The following is a 16,044-nucleotide window of genomic DNA, read 5'->3' as shown; positions in this document are numbered from 1 at the left end:
TTTAGAAATCCTTATAAAAAACGAGTTCTACTCGAGTATTGTTGTAATGATCTTTCGTATTTACTGGCACATCTTTAAAGTAATTGCCATATAGTCGTTCTACACGTAATTTTATAGGTTGATAATTAAAAGGCTGCCATGAAATACCTGGGCCATATTCAAATAAATTATTGTAATACTCATCTTTACTGTCAGCTAAGCCATGCAATTTCATATACGCCTGTACAGTGCCCGTTTCCCCCTTATAGACATTCAAACCCGTACGTAAGCGTAAATCGCCAATAACGTTATAATCTTCTCTAGAATAAGTCGCAGCATTGCCATATAAATCAGTGAAGTAATCATTAAAACAAAGTGACTGATTACAACTATTTTGAGAATACCATTCTTGATAACCTGCTATCCCACCCACAACACTTTCACGAAATTTATCTCTATTTCGGTCAATCAGATCATAGCTTCCACCTACTTCTAAATACATGCGTACAGGTATAGAAGTCCAAGGTTGATAATTAGCGCCGACACCTAGAGTTACTGCATTTTCATCAATAATTTCAGGTCGTACTCCGCCTTGAGATTGAGTATCGCGGTTTAGATTTAAAAAGCCATACACCTGCGCTCGACCATTATCGAGGTTCTTACCATAGCGAGCTTTAAGTGGGAAAATTACATCGTCGTAACGTGATTCATATGAAGGTGCAAAATACACATCACGGAAATAAGTTTTGACTTCCCCTCCACTTAAATTCTTTACGGCCTGTGTCGCCTTATTGGCAATATCCGCATCTTTAGATTGCGTAAGCTCCTTAAAAACTACCAAAGCCTCTTTGTTATGTTTTTGAGAATTCAGTAGATAAGCTTCTTGGAGTTTTAAATTATCATCTGCTGGATCTAATGCCTCTGCTTTTCTTAGACTTTGCAAAGCAGCATCTTGTTTCCTTAACCTAATCTGTAAATAAGTTAAACTTTTCCATACTTTAATATCTTGTGGTGTCATCTCTCCAAGTTCTAATAATAACTTCTCGGCATTTTCAGGTTGAGTCTTTTCAATTTTATAAAATTGATCCCATTTATCATAAATTGGATTACCTGGTTTATATTCTTGATTAACAATCTCTTGCGCAAAACTAGTCTCAACACTTAAGAGGCCTAAAGCTGGACAGATCGAACCAATAACGATAAAGGAACGGGTTATAGATTTTATTGTTTTGCTATTCATTGGGACCTCTAGAGTAAAATAGGTAGAATGCTTGCGTAGCAATCAAATTAAAATTTAATCAATAAGTATTATAATTAAACCCATAAATGACACTGTTTATATAAGTAGATGAGTTCTTTAAATTGTTCATTTTATCTCCTTTAATATTATGTTTTAAAAAAGTTCTTATCTGTTTGTTTTTCCTATAATGACACATTTTTTAATCGTATTATTGTAAATAATCTTATAGGATAAGATAAAAATTTATAACTACAAATAGGGGAAAACATGTCCTTTTCTCAGCATCCAGAACATCATTTTATTCACCGCTCAGGTTGGTTAAGGGCGGCCGTTTTAGGGGCAAATGATGGAATTATTTCTGTTACTAGCCTAATTATGGGAATGGCTGCAAGTGGGGCTTCTGCTCATACACTTCTTATTGCATGTATTGCTGGTTTAATTTCTGGTGCAACCTCTATGGCTGCAGGAGAATATATTTCAGTAAAATCACAAGAAGATATTGAAAAAGCCGACTTAAAATTTGAAGAACAAGAACTCAAAAAGCATCCGCAGCGTGAATTGGACGAACTCACCCAAATTTATATATCCAGAGGCTTAGCACCTGACTTAGCTCTACAAGTTGCTACTGAACTTACAAATCATGATGCATTAGGGGCTCACGCGCGTGATGAAATTGGTATTCATGAAAATACCGCAGCAAACCCTATTCAAGCCGCATTAGCTTCAGCTGGCTCATTTTCATTTGGGGCATTGTTTCCTATGCTGGCTATTTTACTCAGTCCAGATATATGGATCGAAAAAACAGTCTTAATATTTGGCATTATTTCATTAGCCTTTTTAGGAGCGCTATCAAGTCATTTCGCAGGTACTTCCAAGCTTAAAGGGAGTCTACGCATTACCTTGTGGGGAATTTTAGCGATGGGCTTTTCAAGCTGGATCGGCTCTTTATTTCATGTTACTCCACTTTAAAAAGTCAGAACTTATCAATGTTTAAGAACTAAATATTTAAAAACTAAATGCCCAATATTATTTGCTCTTGGTTCGGTTTTCACGCTATGGTGAATAGAAAGAAATGAGGTGAATAAAATGGACCTATTACAACAACTTGAAATTAAACATCCAATTTTTCTTGCCCCTATGGCAGGTGTATCTACACCTGAACTTGCAGCAGAAGTTTCTAATCAGGGTGGTCTTGGATCCTTAGGTCTAGGTGCAAATACGGCGCAAAGTGCACGTGAACAGATTTTAAAAACCCAAACACTTACAGAAAAATCATTTCAGGTTAATTTTTTCTGCCATCAACCCGAACAACTAAACCCTCAAACCTCAGCACAATGGATTGAATATTTACGCCCCCAATTTGAAAATTTCGGAGAACAGCCTCCTCAAAACTTAAACTGTATTTATCCAAGTTTTCTTGATAATGATGATTTTTTAAATGTCGTATTAGAAACCAAACCTAAAGCGGTCAGTTTTCATTTTGGCATTCCCCATCCCCATCAAATTCAGGCATTAAAAGATGCCGGAATTATTACGATGGTATCTGCTACCAATTTAGTTGAAGCACAAGCCATTGAGGCAGCTGGTATTGATATTATTATTGCTCAAGGGATTGAAGCTGGCGGACATCGTGGAATTTTTAATAAAACCTTTGATGCAGCAATTAAAACCAGTGATTTAGTACATCTGATTGTCCAACATTGCAAACAACCTGTGGTAGCCGCTGGCGGTATTATGAATGGAGCACAAGCACGACATATGTTGAGCTTAGGAGCTAGTGCTGTTCAACTCGGAACAGCATTTGTTCAATGCCATACATCAAACGCATCTGCCGAATATCGTAAAGCTTTATTTAATGAGCCTGTGACACAAATTAGTGCCAGTCTTTCTGGACGTCCTGCACGTGGATTGCTCAACCATTGGCACACACAAATTGATCTACCAAATCGCCCTTCTCAACCAGAATATCCATATACTTATGATTTGGCTAAGCAACTCAATGCAATTGCAAGCAAAAATAAAGACTATGGCTTCGGCGCTTTTTGGGCGGGTAGTAATGTCTCTCAAATACGAGAGCTAGATGCTGCTGATCTGGTTAACCAGTTAGTTGTAGAAATGCTAGAAGATGAATAAATCTTAAAAAGCCAGTAATCATATACTGGCTTTTTATTTAATGGGTTTCTAGTAAGTTAACCTGCTCAACTTGCACATCACTCATCAAATTGCCTTCAGCCAATAACTGATTAAAATAGTTTTCGACTACTATTGCCTGTTCAGCAGTGCTTTCAACTTTATACATATTTTGGCGGAATTCGTTACTTGAGCGTAATCCTTTGGTGTACCAAGCAATATGTTTACGGGCAATACGGCAGCCAGAGTATTCACCATAAAATTGATAAAGTTCTGATAAATGTCCTAGTAACACCTGCTTCACCTCTTCAATATTAGGTGCAGCCAAATGTTCACCAGTTTTTAAATAATGAGCAATTTCACGAAAAATCCATGGCCGACCTTGAGCAGCGCGACCAATCATAATTGCATCTGCCCCTGTATAGTCGAGTACATATTTTGCTTTTTCAGGACTATCAATATCACCGTTCGCAATAAGTGGAATATTGATTAATTCTTTAACGTGTTTGATCAAATCATAACGTGCTGTATTTAGATACATGTCTTCGCGAGTACGGCCATGTAAAGCTAGCGCGGCAATCCCCGCTTCTTCTGCCCTTTTTGCGACTCTTAAAATATTTTCTTGGCCATTTAAAAAGCCCAAACGGGTTTTCAAAGTCACGGGAACATCAACAGCAGCAACAACCGCATCAAGAATTCGAGCCACTAAGTCTTCATCTTGTAATAACGCTGAACCAGCGAGCTTATTACATACTTTCTTGGCAGGACATCCCATATTGATATCAACAATTTGTGCGCCATTTGCTACTTGATAACGTGCAGCCTCTGCCAATTGCTCAGGATCAGAACCTGCAATTTGAGCAGAGATTGGAGCGAGTTCACCATCAAAGTTCGCACGGTAGAGGCTCTTTTTGCTCATCCGCAAAGTTTTATCAGCAGTCATCATTTCACTGACTGCATGGCCTGCGCCAAAATACTTGCAGAGTGTTCTAAATGGACGGTCAGTTACTCCGGCCATAGGAGCAACAATTAAATTATTTGACAGTTGATAGGGACCAATATACATATATATTCATACAATTGATGATCAACATAGTATACTTCATCCGCTTAATCGGCTCATCTTTTTATGCAGGTGCTTTCCTCGCCATGAACAAACCGTTGTCTTCCCGTTTTTTATTAAAATCATTCGGCATGGCTGCCGTATGCATGAGTTTAGCTGCTTGTGGTGATAAAGCTTGGTGGTCAAACAATGATGAGCCTGAACTAGAAAGCCAACAGATTAAACGTCTAATTCCATCACGTGTGCATGACCGTGAGTCATGGGCTAAAGATATTGATGACATTATGAAAGACTTGGATATTCCTAAAACCAAGAAAAATGTCTGTAGTATTGTAGCTGTAGTGGATCAGGAATCCAACTTTGTTGCCAACCCTCAGGTGCCTGGATTGGGGCAAAAGGCAGTTGAAGAAGTTAGTACACGTTTAAATGAAAAATTTGAAGATAAACTTGGCAAAACCGTTGGTGGAACAATTGCTGGTTATTTTGAAGAAGTTCTAAGAACTCAGCCTTCTCCTGATAACAACTATATGAGCCAAATGCGTAAGGTTAAAACCGAGAAAGAACTCGACTTACTTTACCGAGAAATTTTCGACTTCATGGCTAAACACTATCATGTGAGTGCCTTAACTGGTGCAGCCAAATTGGTTGGTCAAGATATTGGCGAGAAGATGAACCCTATTACGACTTTGGGTTCGATGCAAGTTCATATTAACTATGCTAAAGCCAATAAGCGTTCGAGTATGAGTACTGCTGCGCTCCGCGATGACCTATATACTGAATACGGTGGTTTATATTACGGCATACATCGTTTAATGGTTTATCCGGCAGACTACGATAAAGCCATTTATCGTTTTGCGGATTATAACTCTGGTATGTACTCTAGCCGTAATGCAGCTTTTCAAAAAATGCTAAAAGAACTTACCGATAAAGATATAAGTCTTGATGGCGATCTACTTCTTTATACAAAAGATGGTGATCCACGCGCAGTTCAAAGCGAGTCAGAAAAAGAACTGATCACGGTATTTGCAAAAAATAATGTATTGGTTACCCCACGACAAATCCGTGATGATCTTAAATTAGAAAAAGAGAAAAAGTTTGAAAGTACTCAAACTTATATTGCGCTGACTAAACTTTATAAATCAAAAACTGGCAAAGAACCACTCTATGCAATTATGCCTCAAGTGGTAATTTCTGGGCCTAAATTAAGTCGTGATTATAATACCAATTGGTATGCAACCCGCGTAAACGGACGATATGAAACATGTATGCAACGAGCGAAACGAATAAGACTATAAAAAGTCTCGCCCTGTTCGATTTTGATGGAACCTTGTGTAGTAAAGATAGTTTTACAGGGTTCATCTTTTATGCTTTATCTAAGCGTCACATTGTTAAGCAAGGCTTGAAAATTCTGCCATGGATTCAAGCCTACTATCTTAACTTTTATCCTGCCCATGCTATGCGTGCCAAGTTATTCCGTAGCATGTTTAAAAATACGCCTGCAATCGAATTACAAAAATTAGGTGAAGAATACGCACAAGAGTTAGTCTCTGTGCTTTCGCCTGAAATTTTTAATCAGTTACAACACCATCAATTGCGTGGTGATCAGGTCGTATTAGTTTCAGCTTCAATTGATGTCTATCTTGCTCCACTTTGCAAGTTACTAGATATCGAATTAATTTGTACTGAAACTCAAATTAAAAACGGCATGATGACGGGTTACTATTCCACTCCAGACTGTAGTAGTGAACAAAAGAAGTTAAGAATACATCAGCAATATACGCTACAGCATTACCACCAGATTTATGCTTATGGTAATAGCTCGGAAGACTTAGACATGCTTAGTCTCGCCACACATCCATATATGGTAGGTGAAGACCGTGTTTTACCTCGTTTAACACCAGAAAAAAAGCTCGCTTAAAGCGAGCTTTTTTATTTGAGTAAATCTTAATAAATTGCCATATGATCACGGTGAATCATTTCAAGTGAACGAGCTTCACCAAGCACTTGATAAACCTTATCTGAGGCTAAGCCTTTAATAATTTCGGCTGATCGTGAACTAAAGTTCACTCGACCTACCGCAATACGTTTACCTTGTTTATCGACACATTCAACCACATCACCACGATCAAAATGTCCTTCAACATTTTTAACTCCAACAGGGAGCAAACTGCGATGCTTCAATTTAATCGCTTCAACAGCACCATCATCAATCACAAGACGACCTGCTGTTTGTAAATGAGCAGCGAGCCACTGTTGATGAGCAGTCATGCGGTCTTTATCTGTAGTAAACAAAGTGCCTAGCATCTCACCTGCCATCGCACGTGATAAGACATTATCACTTTCGCCACTCGCGATGAGGGTTGGGCAGCCAGATTTAGCAGCTAAACGTGCAGCACGAACTTTAGTGACCATGCCACCTCGCCCAAGCACACCACCACCGCCGGCCATATCGAACAAATCATCATCCATAGCCCGAACAGTAGAGAGTAATTTAGCATCAGGATTATGACGCGGATCTGAGTCAAACATACCTTGCTGATCGGTTAAAATGATCAGCAATTCTGCATGAACCTGACCTGCCACCATAGCAGCTAAGGTATCATTATCACCAAAACGGATCTCGTCAGTAGATACCGTGTCATTTTCATTAATAACAGGAATCACACGCCAATCAATCAAGTTTTGCAAAGCATCACACGAGTTCAGATAACGACGGCGATCTGCCAAATCATCATGAGTCAATAAAACCTGAGCAGTACGAATACCGTGGTTTTCAAGCACACTAGACCAAGTATGAATTAAGCCCATCTGCCCAATTGCAGCACAGGCTTGTAGACTGGGTAGATCGGTGGGTCGACTCGCAAGCTTCATACGAACCATACCTTCTGCTACAGCTCCTGATGACACTAAAATAATCTCGTGTCCAGCATTGTGCAGATCTGCAATCTGTTTCGCCCAATGCGAAATAGCGTCCAGATCTAAACCTTGCCCATTAGCTGTAAGTAAAGATGATCCGATTTTAACAACGATTCGTTTACACTCACTGAGCTGACGTTGCCCATCGACCACTTCTATCATGTTTCCCTCGGTTTTCTAGTCACGAACGTAGATGACTTCTACATCATTGTCGTCTTCATCATCGTCAAAATCATCATCATCGTCCATCATGCTTTCGAGACGTTGTGCTCGACGCATTGCACGATATGCTTCTTTTGCCGCAATGGTTTGTTCACGTGTTTCAACTTCTAGTTGTTCACGGAAAGCTCTTACTTCTGCTGCGTATTCAGGATCTTCAACTTCGCGTTCACGTTGTTGTTCAATCTGATCCATCAGGTAATACACAACTTCTTTTGTACCTTCGCTTAATAAGCCCGATGTCTTAAAGACAGGTCCAGTCCACTCTAGTTCATCTAGAATGTGCTGACACCACTCTTCGCGGCTTTCTTCAGCAATCTGATCAAGTTTATTGAGTACTAAAACAACTGGTAATTTAGCCAAAGTTGGTGAGAACTTAGCCAACTCATTCATAATAGCTTTTGCATTATGCGCTGGATCTGAACCATCAATTGGTTGTACATCAATAATGTGTAAAAGAATACGAGTACGTGCCAAATGTTTAAGGAAGCGAATTCCTAAACCAGCACCTTCTGCTGCACCCTCGATTAACCCAGGAATATCGGCCATTACAAATGAACGATGACGGTCAGCATCGACTACACCCAAGTTTGGAACCATGGTTGTAAATGGATAATCTGCCACTTTTGGTTTTGCAGCGCTTACAGCACGAATGAAAGTAGATTTACCGGCATTTGGCATACCTAGCAAACCAACATCTGCCAATACTTTTAATTCAAGACGAATTTCGCGGAACTCACCTTTTGTACCAGTGGTACATTTACGCGGTGCTCGGTTAGTTGATGATTTAAAGTGAGTGTTACCTAAACCACCTTCACCACCACCAGCAACCAGAATTCTTTGGCCGTCTTCAACCAAATCGCCAATAATATCGCCTGAATCTGTATCAACAATTGTTGTACCAACGGGTACTTTTAAAACCACATCTTCACCACCACGTCCAGTACAGTTAGCACCTGCACCGTTTTTTCCACGCTCAGCACGGAATTTACGTGTGTAACGGTAATCGACTAGCGTACTTGTATCGTCATCAGCTTGAATATAGATACTTCCACCACGTCCGCCATCACCACCATCTGGGCCACCAAATGGTACAAATTTTTCACGGCGAAAACTGGCTACGCCATTGCCACCGTCGCCAGCCTCTACGGTAATGACTGCTTCATCAACAAAGCGCATCTGCCAATCCTCTAAAAACTCTAAAACCGCCTATTCTGCCATATTTTCATAAAATTCTCGAATAGAAAATGGAACAATTCCATTTATAACGATCTGTTTTATCTTTAATCCAGCATATGCTTTTAGTTTTGCAAATAGGATCCTTATAAAAAATAAAATTTAGTCAATTTATTTAATTATCAAGGATGAACATTGCGCAGAGGTAAGGTCATTTGCATATCAAGATTTGCTTTTGTTTTTGGCACAGAATTATACATGATGGCATTAAATGAAGAGACATTCCCCATTTCCATAGGATCATTTACGTTTAGGCTTGGTTTAAACTGATGTTTCACCGATAAATTTACAGGTTCATCGAATTCAAAATAAACTGGACCATCAAAAACAATTTTAACGGGAACGGTATAACTACGTTTTAAATTAAAAGGCACATCTAATTTAATAGGGATATCTAATTTAAGTGGAAATTTTGGTAAAAACTTACTTTGATAAACCAAATCTGTGGTGGTTTCTAAAGGCATAACCTGATCAATTTTTAGAGTCGTTGAATAATCGACACTTACCGTAATAGGTGTTTCTACAGCAAAATTTAAATCTGCCAAATATTTCCCTTTTAGGGGTAAAGTTAATTGGCGATCTATATCTAAAGTTGTATCAAGTTTACCAATAGACTGAACCTGCAAAGTATTACCAACTTGAATTTTTGTTTCTAAAGAGTCAGGTAAACTAATATCGGCATTATGAGCCGAAACGACTAAATTTGCTTGAATATTGAGATACACCCAAAACATAATAGCGGCAAGTATCATCATTAAAAAGAAACTAATTAACATACTCTTGAGTGAACGGAACATTAGCATCCACCCTATTGATCAGCTGTCTTTTGTGATGTTTCTGAACCTAATACTCGATTTAATCGCATAGTGGACAGAGGAATCTTTAACTCACCATTTGCAATCTTAACAGGCAAAGTATTTTTCACATCAACCGAAGCATTTAATGCAGTTTTAACAGGTACATTTAAATTCCCTTCGATTGGGATATTCGTGTCTAATCTTGCTTTTAAAGGAATATGTAGATTTTCTTTTAATACCGTGCGTACTGGGGCATCAAATTTTAAATGAACCTTTTGCTCAAGCGGGACATTAATATCAATTGGCACATCAAGTTTTAATGGAATCGTTCCTTTTAATGGCAACGTAATATCACGGCCTAAAACTCGCACCTGAACCTTAGTATCAATTGGTAGATTTTGTTCAACTTTTAATGTTTCTTTGACCGGGATGGTTGTGCTAATCGGCACCATATTATCGAAGTAAACACGCGGAGTTAATGTTTGTGTTAAAGGAATATTCAGTTTCTCATCAATTGGAATACTGGCATTTACGCGCCCCTTTACATCCACATTTAAAGCATCTTGTACTTTAACCTTAACCTGTAGAGGCTCTTGTAAATCAATAGCAACTGCCTGATTTTTCAGTGGAATATAAATATTAAAGTGCTTAAATACCCATATTGCAATGAGTACACCACATAAATTGGCAATAATGATGAATACAAAAACGACCAACAAACGTTTAAACTGCGACAATTCCTATCCCTTACTATTTTCTTTTTTTCCTTAATTTGTATTCTCATTTATTTACAAAAAATAGTCAGCATATATTTTGTACGGTTGTAAAAAAACCCAGTCTAAACTGGGTCTTTTTGTGAAAATATTTTATAGATCGTTAAATGATCTTAAGCATTCAATTCTGCTGGGATTTTTTTGTAGCTTACGCCGCACATTTGTTCAGCAATACGTAATACCTGACAGCTATAACCAACTTCGTTATCGTACCAAACGTAAGCAGTTAAACGGTTACCAGAAGTAATCGTTGCTTGAGCATCGTATACACCTGCTGTACGAGAACCGATAAAGTCACTCGATACAACTTCAGTCGAGTTGGTATAACCAATTTGACCTTGAAGGTTAGAGTTAATCGAAATTTGACGAATGTATTCGTTCACTTCTTCACGATCAACTTCTTTATCAAGCGTTAAGTTCAAGATTGCAAGAGATACGTTTGGTGTAGGAACACGTACAGAGTTACCAGTTAATTTACCTTTCAATGCAGGTAATGCTTTAGCAACTGCTTTAGCTGCACCAGTCTCTGTAATTACCATGTTCAAAGTAGCAGCACGGCCACGACGATCTGCTTTATGGTAGTTATCGATTAAGTTCTGGTCATTTGTAAATGAGTGAACAGTTTCAACATGACCGTTAAGAACTTTATATTTGTCATCCAATACTTTAAGAATTGGAGTAATTGCATTTGTTGTACAACTTGCAGCAGAGATGATTTTGTCTTCATCTAAGATATCTGTGTTGTTTACGCCAAATACAACGTTTTTCATTTCGCCTTTACTTGGTGCAGTCAATACAACACGTGCAACGCCTGGGCATTTCAAGTGTTGGCTTAGACCTTCAGCATCACGCCATTTACCAGTGTTGTCGATTAAAAGTGCGTTTTCAATACCGTATTCAGTATAGTCAACTTCACTTGGGCTAGACGCATAAATGACTTTAATGAAGTTACCGTTAGCAATGATTGCTTCGTTTTCTTCATCAACAGAAATTGTACCAGCGAAAGTACCGTGAATAGAGTCACGACGAAGTAAAGAAGCACGTTTTGCCAAGTCACCGTCCGAAGACTTACGTACAACGATTGCTTTAAGGCTTAAACCACGACCTAAACCTGATTGGCTAATGATTAAACGAGCCAAGATACGACCAATACGACCAAAACCGTAAAGAACTACATCTTTAGGTTGTTCAGAAGTTGCGCTACCTTTGATTGACTCAACTGATTGAGCAACAAAAGCATCAACATCACCGCCTTTTTCTTTGTATTCAACAGCAAGTTTACCGATATCAACTTCTGCAGAACCAATATTTTCAACTTTTGCTAAAGCTTCTAAAATTGGGAATGTGTTTACAACAGAAAGTTCAACGTCTACAACACGTGTACGACGGTGAGTTTTCAAAATTTGGATAACAGAACGGTTAATTAAAGAGCGACCGTAAACAGATACGACAATATTTTTTTCACGGTATAATTGACCGATTAATGCAATCATACGTTCCGCGATTTCTTCACGGTTTTTCCAACGGCCTTGGTGTTCAGCGTGCAGGGCGATGATAGTGTCTTTGCTCACAGATACGTCCTCTAATTAATTATATCTAGGCGTGATTTTTAAAACCCCGTAATTGTAATGGAATTATTGGCAAGAATGAATCAAAAGCTGACGTTAGTGACTAGATTTTCCTAAAATTCATCATAAATTCATAAAATACCTATAATTATTTTTTATTATCTTATTGTTTAAAGCAGCTAAATTTTTGCTTTTTCTTACTTTTTAGGTTCTGACAACCTAATTGAACTCATCATTTTTTAATCTTTTTTGATATTTCGTGATATTAAGTTGCAGATTTTGGGCTTTTTGCCGTTGTTGATAAAGATGAATTGCCCCTTCTAAAACGAGTACAAAAACAGCACACCAAATCGGAATATAAGTGAACCATTCTTCTTGACCAATGCTCTCCCCTAAAACTAAAGAAGCTAAAGCAAGTAATACAGGTTCCAAATATCCTAAGAGTCCAAACACAACTAAAGGTAGAAAGCGACTTGCCAGAATATAACTTCCCAGACCAATAGCACTTAAAATTCCAAGCCCAATAATGATCAAAGAAAGACTTGGTTGGTCTATAAATTTACTGTATGGCAGCAAACCTGTATGCGTTAAATAAATCGCAACGGGCATAATAATGACCAAATCCCACCAAAAGCCCCCTAAATTATCTGTTTTAATTTTTTTACGTAATAAAAAGTAGGCAGAATATCCAACTGCTACCAATGCAGTTTCCCACGCAATACTTCCTAAACGCCATATCTCATGGCTAACACCAATGACTGCAAGAATAATTGCTACCCATTGAAATTTTGATATTTTTTCGCCATACAACACACTTCCAGCTAAGACAAGAACCAGCGGTAATAAGAAATATCCCAAAGAGACTTGTAACCCACGCCCATGCATCGGCCCCCACAAAAAAAGCCAAAGTTGTACTGAGGTTAAAATAGAGGTTGTGATTAACAATAATAGTAAAGAAGGTTTAGCCAAAATACGTTGATAGATATTTTTGATATAAGCTAAATCACCACTCCACCACATAAATAAAGTAAGGAACGGTAGTGTTGCAATAATCCGCCATCCAAAAGTTTGCTCACTATCTAGCTGGCTTAATAATTGAGTATAAAAATAAAGTACACCAAAAGTGAATGATGCCATGACAGAGAAGATCACGCCCTTAAACATCATAAACCTCTTAGACTTTAGTAAAAATAACTCACTACAATACTTGATTTATCCACTATAAAAAAGAAAAAACCATGTAAAAACATGGTTTTTTCTTAAACAGACATATACCACTATTCTTTATGCTCTGTACGAATAATATCTCGAATATCAAAACCTAATGTTTTTGCATAATTTAAATATTCATCTACCACTTCTTGCTCTGGATGAGGGTCTCTTGATAACACCCAAAGGTATTTACGTGAAGGTTCCCCAACCAAAACAGTCTGATAGTCTTCATCTAGCTTTAAAATCCAGTAATCCCCACGGATTACCGGAATCCATCTTACAGCTTCCGGTAAAAAACTTACCTTCAATTTGGTGTTATATGGCGGGGTAACCACAAAAGCCTCCCCGATAGATTGCTGTAATTGTTTTCTATTATCGTAGCAGCGATTATCTACTACTACATTTCCATTTTCGTTTAAGGTGTAGGTTGCAGATACATTATAAGCACATTTTTTCTGGAAAAATGCAGGCTTACGCGCGACTTCATACCAAACACCTAAATATCGGTCTAGTTCAACTTTATAGACAGTTTGTAAGGGTTTCGGCTGGGCATAGACATAGGTTCCAACAGCCAAACCAGCCAGAACGACACCGCCCAACGCAATTTTAGCCAAACGCCAGCTGGCTTGCGGAACATTATTTCGAAATGCCATTGTTGCCCTCAACGATTAGTTGTGAATACAAAAGAACTCAAATATCTACAGTAGCTTGTTTTTTAAACACATTATGTAGCGTTATGTATTCGTTTATTGCAACATTTGCGCTTTTAGTCGAATGATTTCATCACGTATCCGTGCTGCTTGCTCAAACTGTAAATCTTTCGAAGCTTTTAACATCTCTTTTTCAAGCTTAGTAATATGCTTACTAAACAATTTTGGATCAGAGAGAATATGTCTTTCGTCAGCACTTAAAGCTTGTGCTTGTTCAAGCACCTTCTCATCAATTTCGTCGTCTGAAAGCACTTCGCCTGAATCAATTTCTTTGATGACCTGACGAACAGCACTACGTGGCGTAATACCATGCAACTCGTTGAACTCAATTTGTTTAGCTCTACGGCGTTCAGTCTCATCTATTGCTTTTTGCATAGAATCAGTAATTCGGTCAGCATATAAAATTGCTTTACCTTTCACGTTACGCGCGGCACGACCAATTGTCTGAATGAGTGAGCGTTCTGAACGTAAAAATCCTTCTTTATCTGCATCTAAAATAGCAACTAAAGAAACTTCTGGCATGTCGAGACCTTCACGCAACAAGTTAATACCGACTAAAACGTCGAATACACCTGTACGTAACTCATGAATAATTTTGACACGTTCAACCGTATCAATATCCGAGTGTAAATAAGCGACTTTAACCCCATATTCTTTTAAATAAGAAGTCAGATCTTCCGCCATACGCTTTGTTAAAGTAGTCACTAACACACGTTCATTTAGGTTCTTACGAATATTGATCTCAGAAAGAACATCATCAACTTGAGTTAATACAGGACGAACTTCAATTTCAGGATCGATTAGTCCTGTTGGACGTACCACCTGTTCAACCACTTGGTCAGACTTTTCTAGCTCATATTTAGCAGGTGTTGCACTGACAAAAATGGTCGTCGGCACAATGCGTTCCCACTCTTCAAATTTCATTGGTCGATTATCAAGTGCGCTTGGTAAACGGAACCCGTAATTCACTAAATTTTCTTTACGCGATCGGTCACCTTTATACATTGCTCCAATTTGCGGAACTGTAACATGTGACTCATCAATAATCAGCAATGCATCTTCTGGTACATAATCAAATAAAGTTGGAGGCGCTTCACCAGCTGGACGACCAGACAAATGTCTTGAATAGTTTTCGATACCATTGGTATAGCCCAACTGTTGCATCATTTCTAAATCATAACGGGTACGCTGCTCAATACGCTGGGCTTCCAGCAATTTGTCATGTTCACGGAAGAATTTAAGTTGATCTTGTAACTCATCTTTAATTGTATCAATAGCACGAGTTAGATGATCTTTCGGCGTTACATAGTGGCTTTTTGGATAAATCGTAACACGTGGAACTTTACGAACCATTTTACCCGTTAACGGATCAAACCAACGGATCGAGTCGACCTCGTCATCAAATAGTTCAATACGAATCGCATGTTGATCAGATTCGGCAGGGAAAATATCAATAATTTCACCGCGAATTCGATATGTACCACGTAAGAACTCAAGTTCATTACGCGTATATTGCATTTCAACCAAACGGCGGATAATTTCATCACGACTTACACGGTCGCCCTCAACCACATGCAGTAACATTTGCATATAAGCATTTGGGTCACCCAAACCATAAATTGCAGAAACCGAGGCCACAATAATTGCATCACGACGCTCTAATAAAGCACGTGTTGCTGATAGTCGCATCTGGTCAATGTGATCGTTAATGGCAGCATCTTTTTCAATAAAAGTATCTGAGGATGGAACGTAAGCCTCGGGCTGGTAGTAATCGTAGTAACTTACGAAATACTCAACTGCATTATTAGGGAAGAACGCTTTAAACTCTCCATAAAGCTGGGCAGCCAAAGTTTTGTTATGAGCCATCACAATTGTAGGTCGCTGTGTTTGAGCGATCACATTCGCCATGGTATAGGTTTTACCCGAGCCAGTTACACCCAGCAATAACTGATTACGAAAACCATGCTCGATACCATTTACCAGCTTTTCAATGGCCTGTGGCTGATCACCTGCTGGCTGATAATGAGTGACCAAATCAAAAGGTTGATTTTCGTTCAAAGTTATCTCTCTTTATGAAAAATTGAATTTAACGTCTCCCCTTTTAATGGGGATTTTTATCTTAATTTAAAGTCTAAATTGAGCTGAAAATTCAATGTAAAAGATTAAGCATCTTAACACTTGACCAATACCCTAATCGGTTG

The 16,044-nt window shown here is 38.4% G+C and carries 14 protein-coding genes; 4 read left to right on the top strand and 10 right to left on the bottom strand.

What is annotated here, in order from left to right; translation table 11 throughout:
• Nucleotide 1: 1 nt before the first annotated feature.
• A complete protein-coding gene (locus J655_RS10385) occupies nucleotides 2-1,219 on the bottom strand; it encodes a tetratricopeptide repeat protein (RefSeq protein ID WP_002118409.1) in 1,218 nt (405 codons plus the stop codon).
• 267 nt (nucleotides 1,220-1,486) lie between these two features.
• Here J655_RS10385 and J655_RS10380 point away from each other — a divergent pair, with 267 nt between their 5' ends.
• Nucleotides 1,487-2,188: a VIT1/CCC1 transporter family protein gene (locus J655_RS10380; RefSeq protein WP_002118524.1), complete on the top strand. Its 702-nt coding sequence runs from the start codon at nucleotides 1,487-1,489 to the stop codon at nucleotides 2,186-2,188.
• 117 nt (nucleotides 2,189-2,305) lie between these two features.
• Nucleotides 2,306-3,352: an NAD(P)H-dependent flavin oxidoreductase gene (locus J655_RS10375; RefSeq protein ID WP_005073201.1), complete on the top strand. Its 1,047-nt coding sequence runs from the start codon at nucleotides 2,306-2,308 to the stop codon at nucleotides 3,350-3,352.
• 37 nt (nucleotides 3,353-3,389) lie between these two features.
• Here the strand turns inward: J655_RS10375 and dusB are convergent, their stop codons facing one another.
• On the bottom strand, nucleotides 3,390-4,415 hold the full coding sequence (gene dusB, locus J655_RS10370; protein WP_005067871.1) for a tRNA dihydrouridine synthase DusB: 1,026 nt from the start codon (nucleotides 4,413-4,415) through the stop codon (nucleotides 3,390-3,392).
• An 83-nt stretch (nucleotides 4,416-4,498) separates the two neighbouring features.
• Here dusB and J655_RS10365 point away from each other — a divergent pair, with 83 nt between their 5' ends.
• A complete protein-coding gene (locus J655_RS10365) occupies nucleotides 4,499-5,707 on the top strand; it encodes a DUF1615 domain-containing protein (protein ID WP_049069290.1) in 1,209 nt (402 codons plus the stop codon).
• The gene (locus J655_RS10360; protein WP_005067866.1) at nucleotides 5,674-6,330 is read left to right on the top strand and encodes an HAD-IB family hydrolase; all 657 of its coding nucleotides are present in this window, start codon (nucleotides 5,674-5,676) and stop codon (nucleotides 6,328-6,330) included. The genes J655_RS10365 and J655_RS10360 overlap by 34 nt, the downstream gene beginning before the upstream one ends.
• Before the next feature lie 26 nt (nucleotides 6,331-6,356).
• On the opposite strand, the gene proB is transcribed toward J655_RS10360, so the two are convergent.
• From proB to uvrB, 8 genes are all read right to left on the bottom strand, one after another.
• Nucleotides 6,357-7,490: a glutamate 5-kinase gene (gene proB / locus J655_RS10355; RefSeq protein WP_002118789.1), complete on the bottom strand. Its 1,134-nt coding sequence runs from the start codon at nucleotides 7,488-7,490 to the stop codon at nucleotides 6,357-6,359.
• Between the two features lie 15 nt (nucleotides 7,491-7,505).
• Nucleotides 7,506-8,726, bottom strand: coding sequence for an Obg family GTPase CgtA (gene cgtA, locus J655_RS10350; protein ID WP_002118576.1), 1,221 nt, complete (start codon nucleotides 8,724-8,726; stop codon nucleotides 7,506-7,508).
• Nucleotides 8,727-8,905: 179 nt separating this feature from the next.
• A complete protein-coding gene (locus J655_RS10345; protein ID WP_005073191.1) occupies nucleotides 8,906-9,580 on the bottom strand; it encodes a hypothetical protein in 675 nt (224 codons plus the stop codon).
• 11 nt (nucleotides 9,581-9,591) lie between these two features.
• On the bottom strand, nucleotides 9,592-10,317 hold the full coding sequence (locus J655_RS10340) for a hypothetical protein (protein ID WP_017399267.1): 726 nt from the start codon (nucleotides 10,315-10,317) through the stop codon (nucleotides 9,592-9,594).
• A gap of 149 nt (nucleotides 10,318-10,466) precedes the next feature.
• Nucleotides 10,467-11,924, bottom strand: a complete 1,458-nt coding sequence (locus tag J655_RS10335; RefSeq protein WP_002118702.1) for a glyceraldehyde-3-phosphate dehydrogenase — start codon at nucleotides 11,922-11,924, stop codon at nucleotides 10,467-10,469.
• A gap of 216 nt (nucleotides 11,925-12,140) precedes the next feature.
• Nucleotides 12,141-13,088, bottom strand: a complete 948-nt coding sequence (gene rarD, locus J655_RS10330) for an EamA family transporter RarD (protein ID WP_080973528.1) — start codon at nucleotides 13,086-13,088, stop codon at nucleotides 12,141-12,143.
• Between the two features lie 110 nt (nucleotides 13,089-13,198).
• Nucleotides 13,199-13,786, bottom strand: a complete 588-nt coding sequence (locus J655_RS10325) for a lipocalin family protein (RefSeq protein ID WP_032007010.1) — start codon at nucleotides 13,784-13,786, stop codon at nucleotides 13,199-13,201.
• Between the two features lie 93 nt (nucleotides 13,787-13,879).
• Nucleotides 13,880-15,901: an excinuclease ABC subunit UvrB gene (uvrB, locus tag J655_RS10320; RefSeq protein ID WP_002118463.1), complete on the bottom strand. Its 2,022-nt coding sequence runs from the start codon at nucleotides 15,899-15,901 to the stop codon at nucleotides 13,880-13,882.
• Nucleotides 15,902-16,044: the final 143 nt, after the last annotated feature.

Source organism: Acinetobacter sp. 1294243, from assembly GCF_000588015.1.
GTDB classification, from domain to species: domain Bacteria; phylum Pseudomonadota; class Gammaproteobacteria; order Pseudomonadales; family Moraxellaceae; genus Acinetobacter; species Acinetobacter pittii.
Note: the sequence above shows the minus strand (reverse complement) of the source record. Positions and strands in the feature narration are given on the sequence as shown.

Excerpts from the sequence above, each read along its gene's own strand:
- J655_RS10385 (WP_002118409.1), bottom strand. The coding sequence starts at position 1,219 with ATGAATAGCAAAACAATAAAATCTATAACCCGTTCCTTTATCGTTATT.
- J655_RS10380 (WP_002118524.1), top strand. The coding sequence starts at position 1,487 with ATGTCCTTTTCTCAGCATCCAGAACATCATTTTATTCACCGCTCAGGT.
- J655_RS10375 (WP_005073201.1), top strand. The coding sequence starts at position 2,306 with ATGGACCTATTACAACAACTTGAAATTAAACATCCAATTTTTCTTGCC.
- dusB (WP_005067871.1), bottom strand. The coding sequence starts at position 4,415 with ATGTATATTGGTCCCTATCAACTGTCAAATAATTTAATTGTTGCTCCT.
- J655_RS10365 (WP_049069290.1), top strand. The coding sequence starts at position 4,499 with ATGAACAAACCGTTGTCTTCCCGTTTTTTATTAAAATCATTCGGCATG.
- J655_RS10360 (WP_005067866.1), top strand. The coding sequence starts at position 5,674 with ATGTATGCAACGAGCGAAACGAATAAGACTATAAAAAGTCTCGCCCTG.
- proB (WP_002118789.1), bottom strand. The coding sequence starts at position 7,490 with ATGATAGAAGTGGTCGATGGGCAACGTCAGCTCAGTGAGTGTAAACGA.
- cgtA (WP_002118576.1), bottom strand. The coding sequence starts at position 8,726 with ATGCGCTTTGTTGATGAAGCAGTCATTACCGTAGAGGCTGGCGACGGT.
- J655_RS10345 (WP_005073191.1), bottom strand. The coding sequence starts at position 9,580 with ATGTTCCGTTCACTCAAGAGTATGTTAATTAGTTTCTTTTTAATGATG.
- rarD (WP_080973528.1), bottom strand. The coding sequence starts at position 13,088 with ATGATGTTTAAGGGCGTGATCTTCTCTGTCATGGCATCATTCACTTTT.
- J655_RS10325 (WP_032007010.1), bottom strand. The coding sequence starts at position 13,786 with ATGGCATTTCGAAATAATGTTCCGCAAGCCAGCTGGCGTTTGGCTAAA.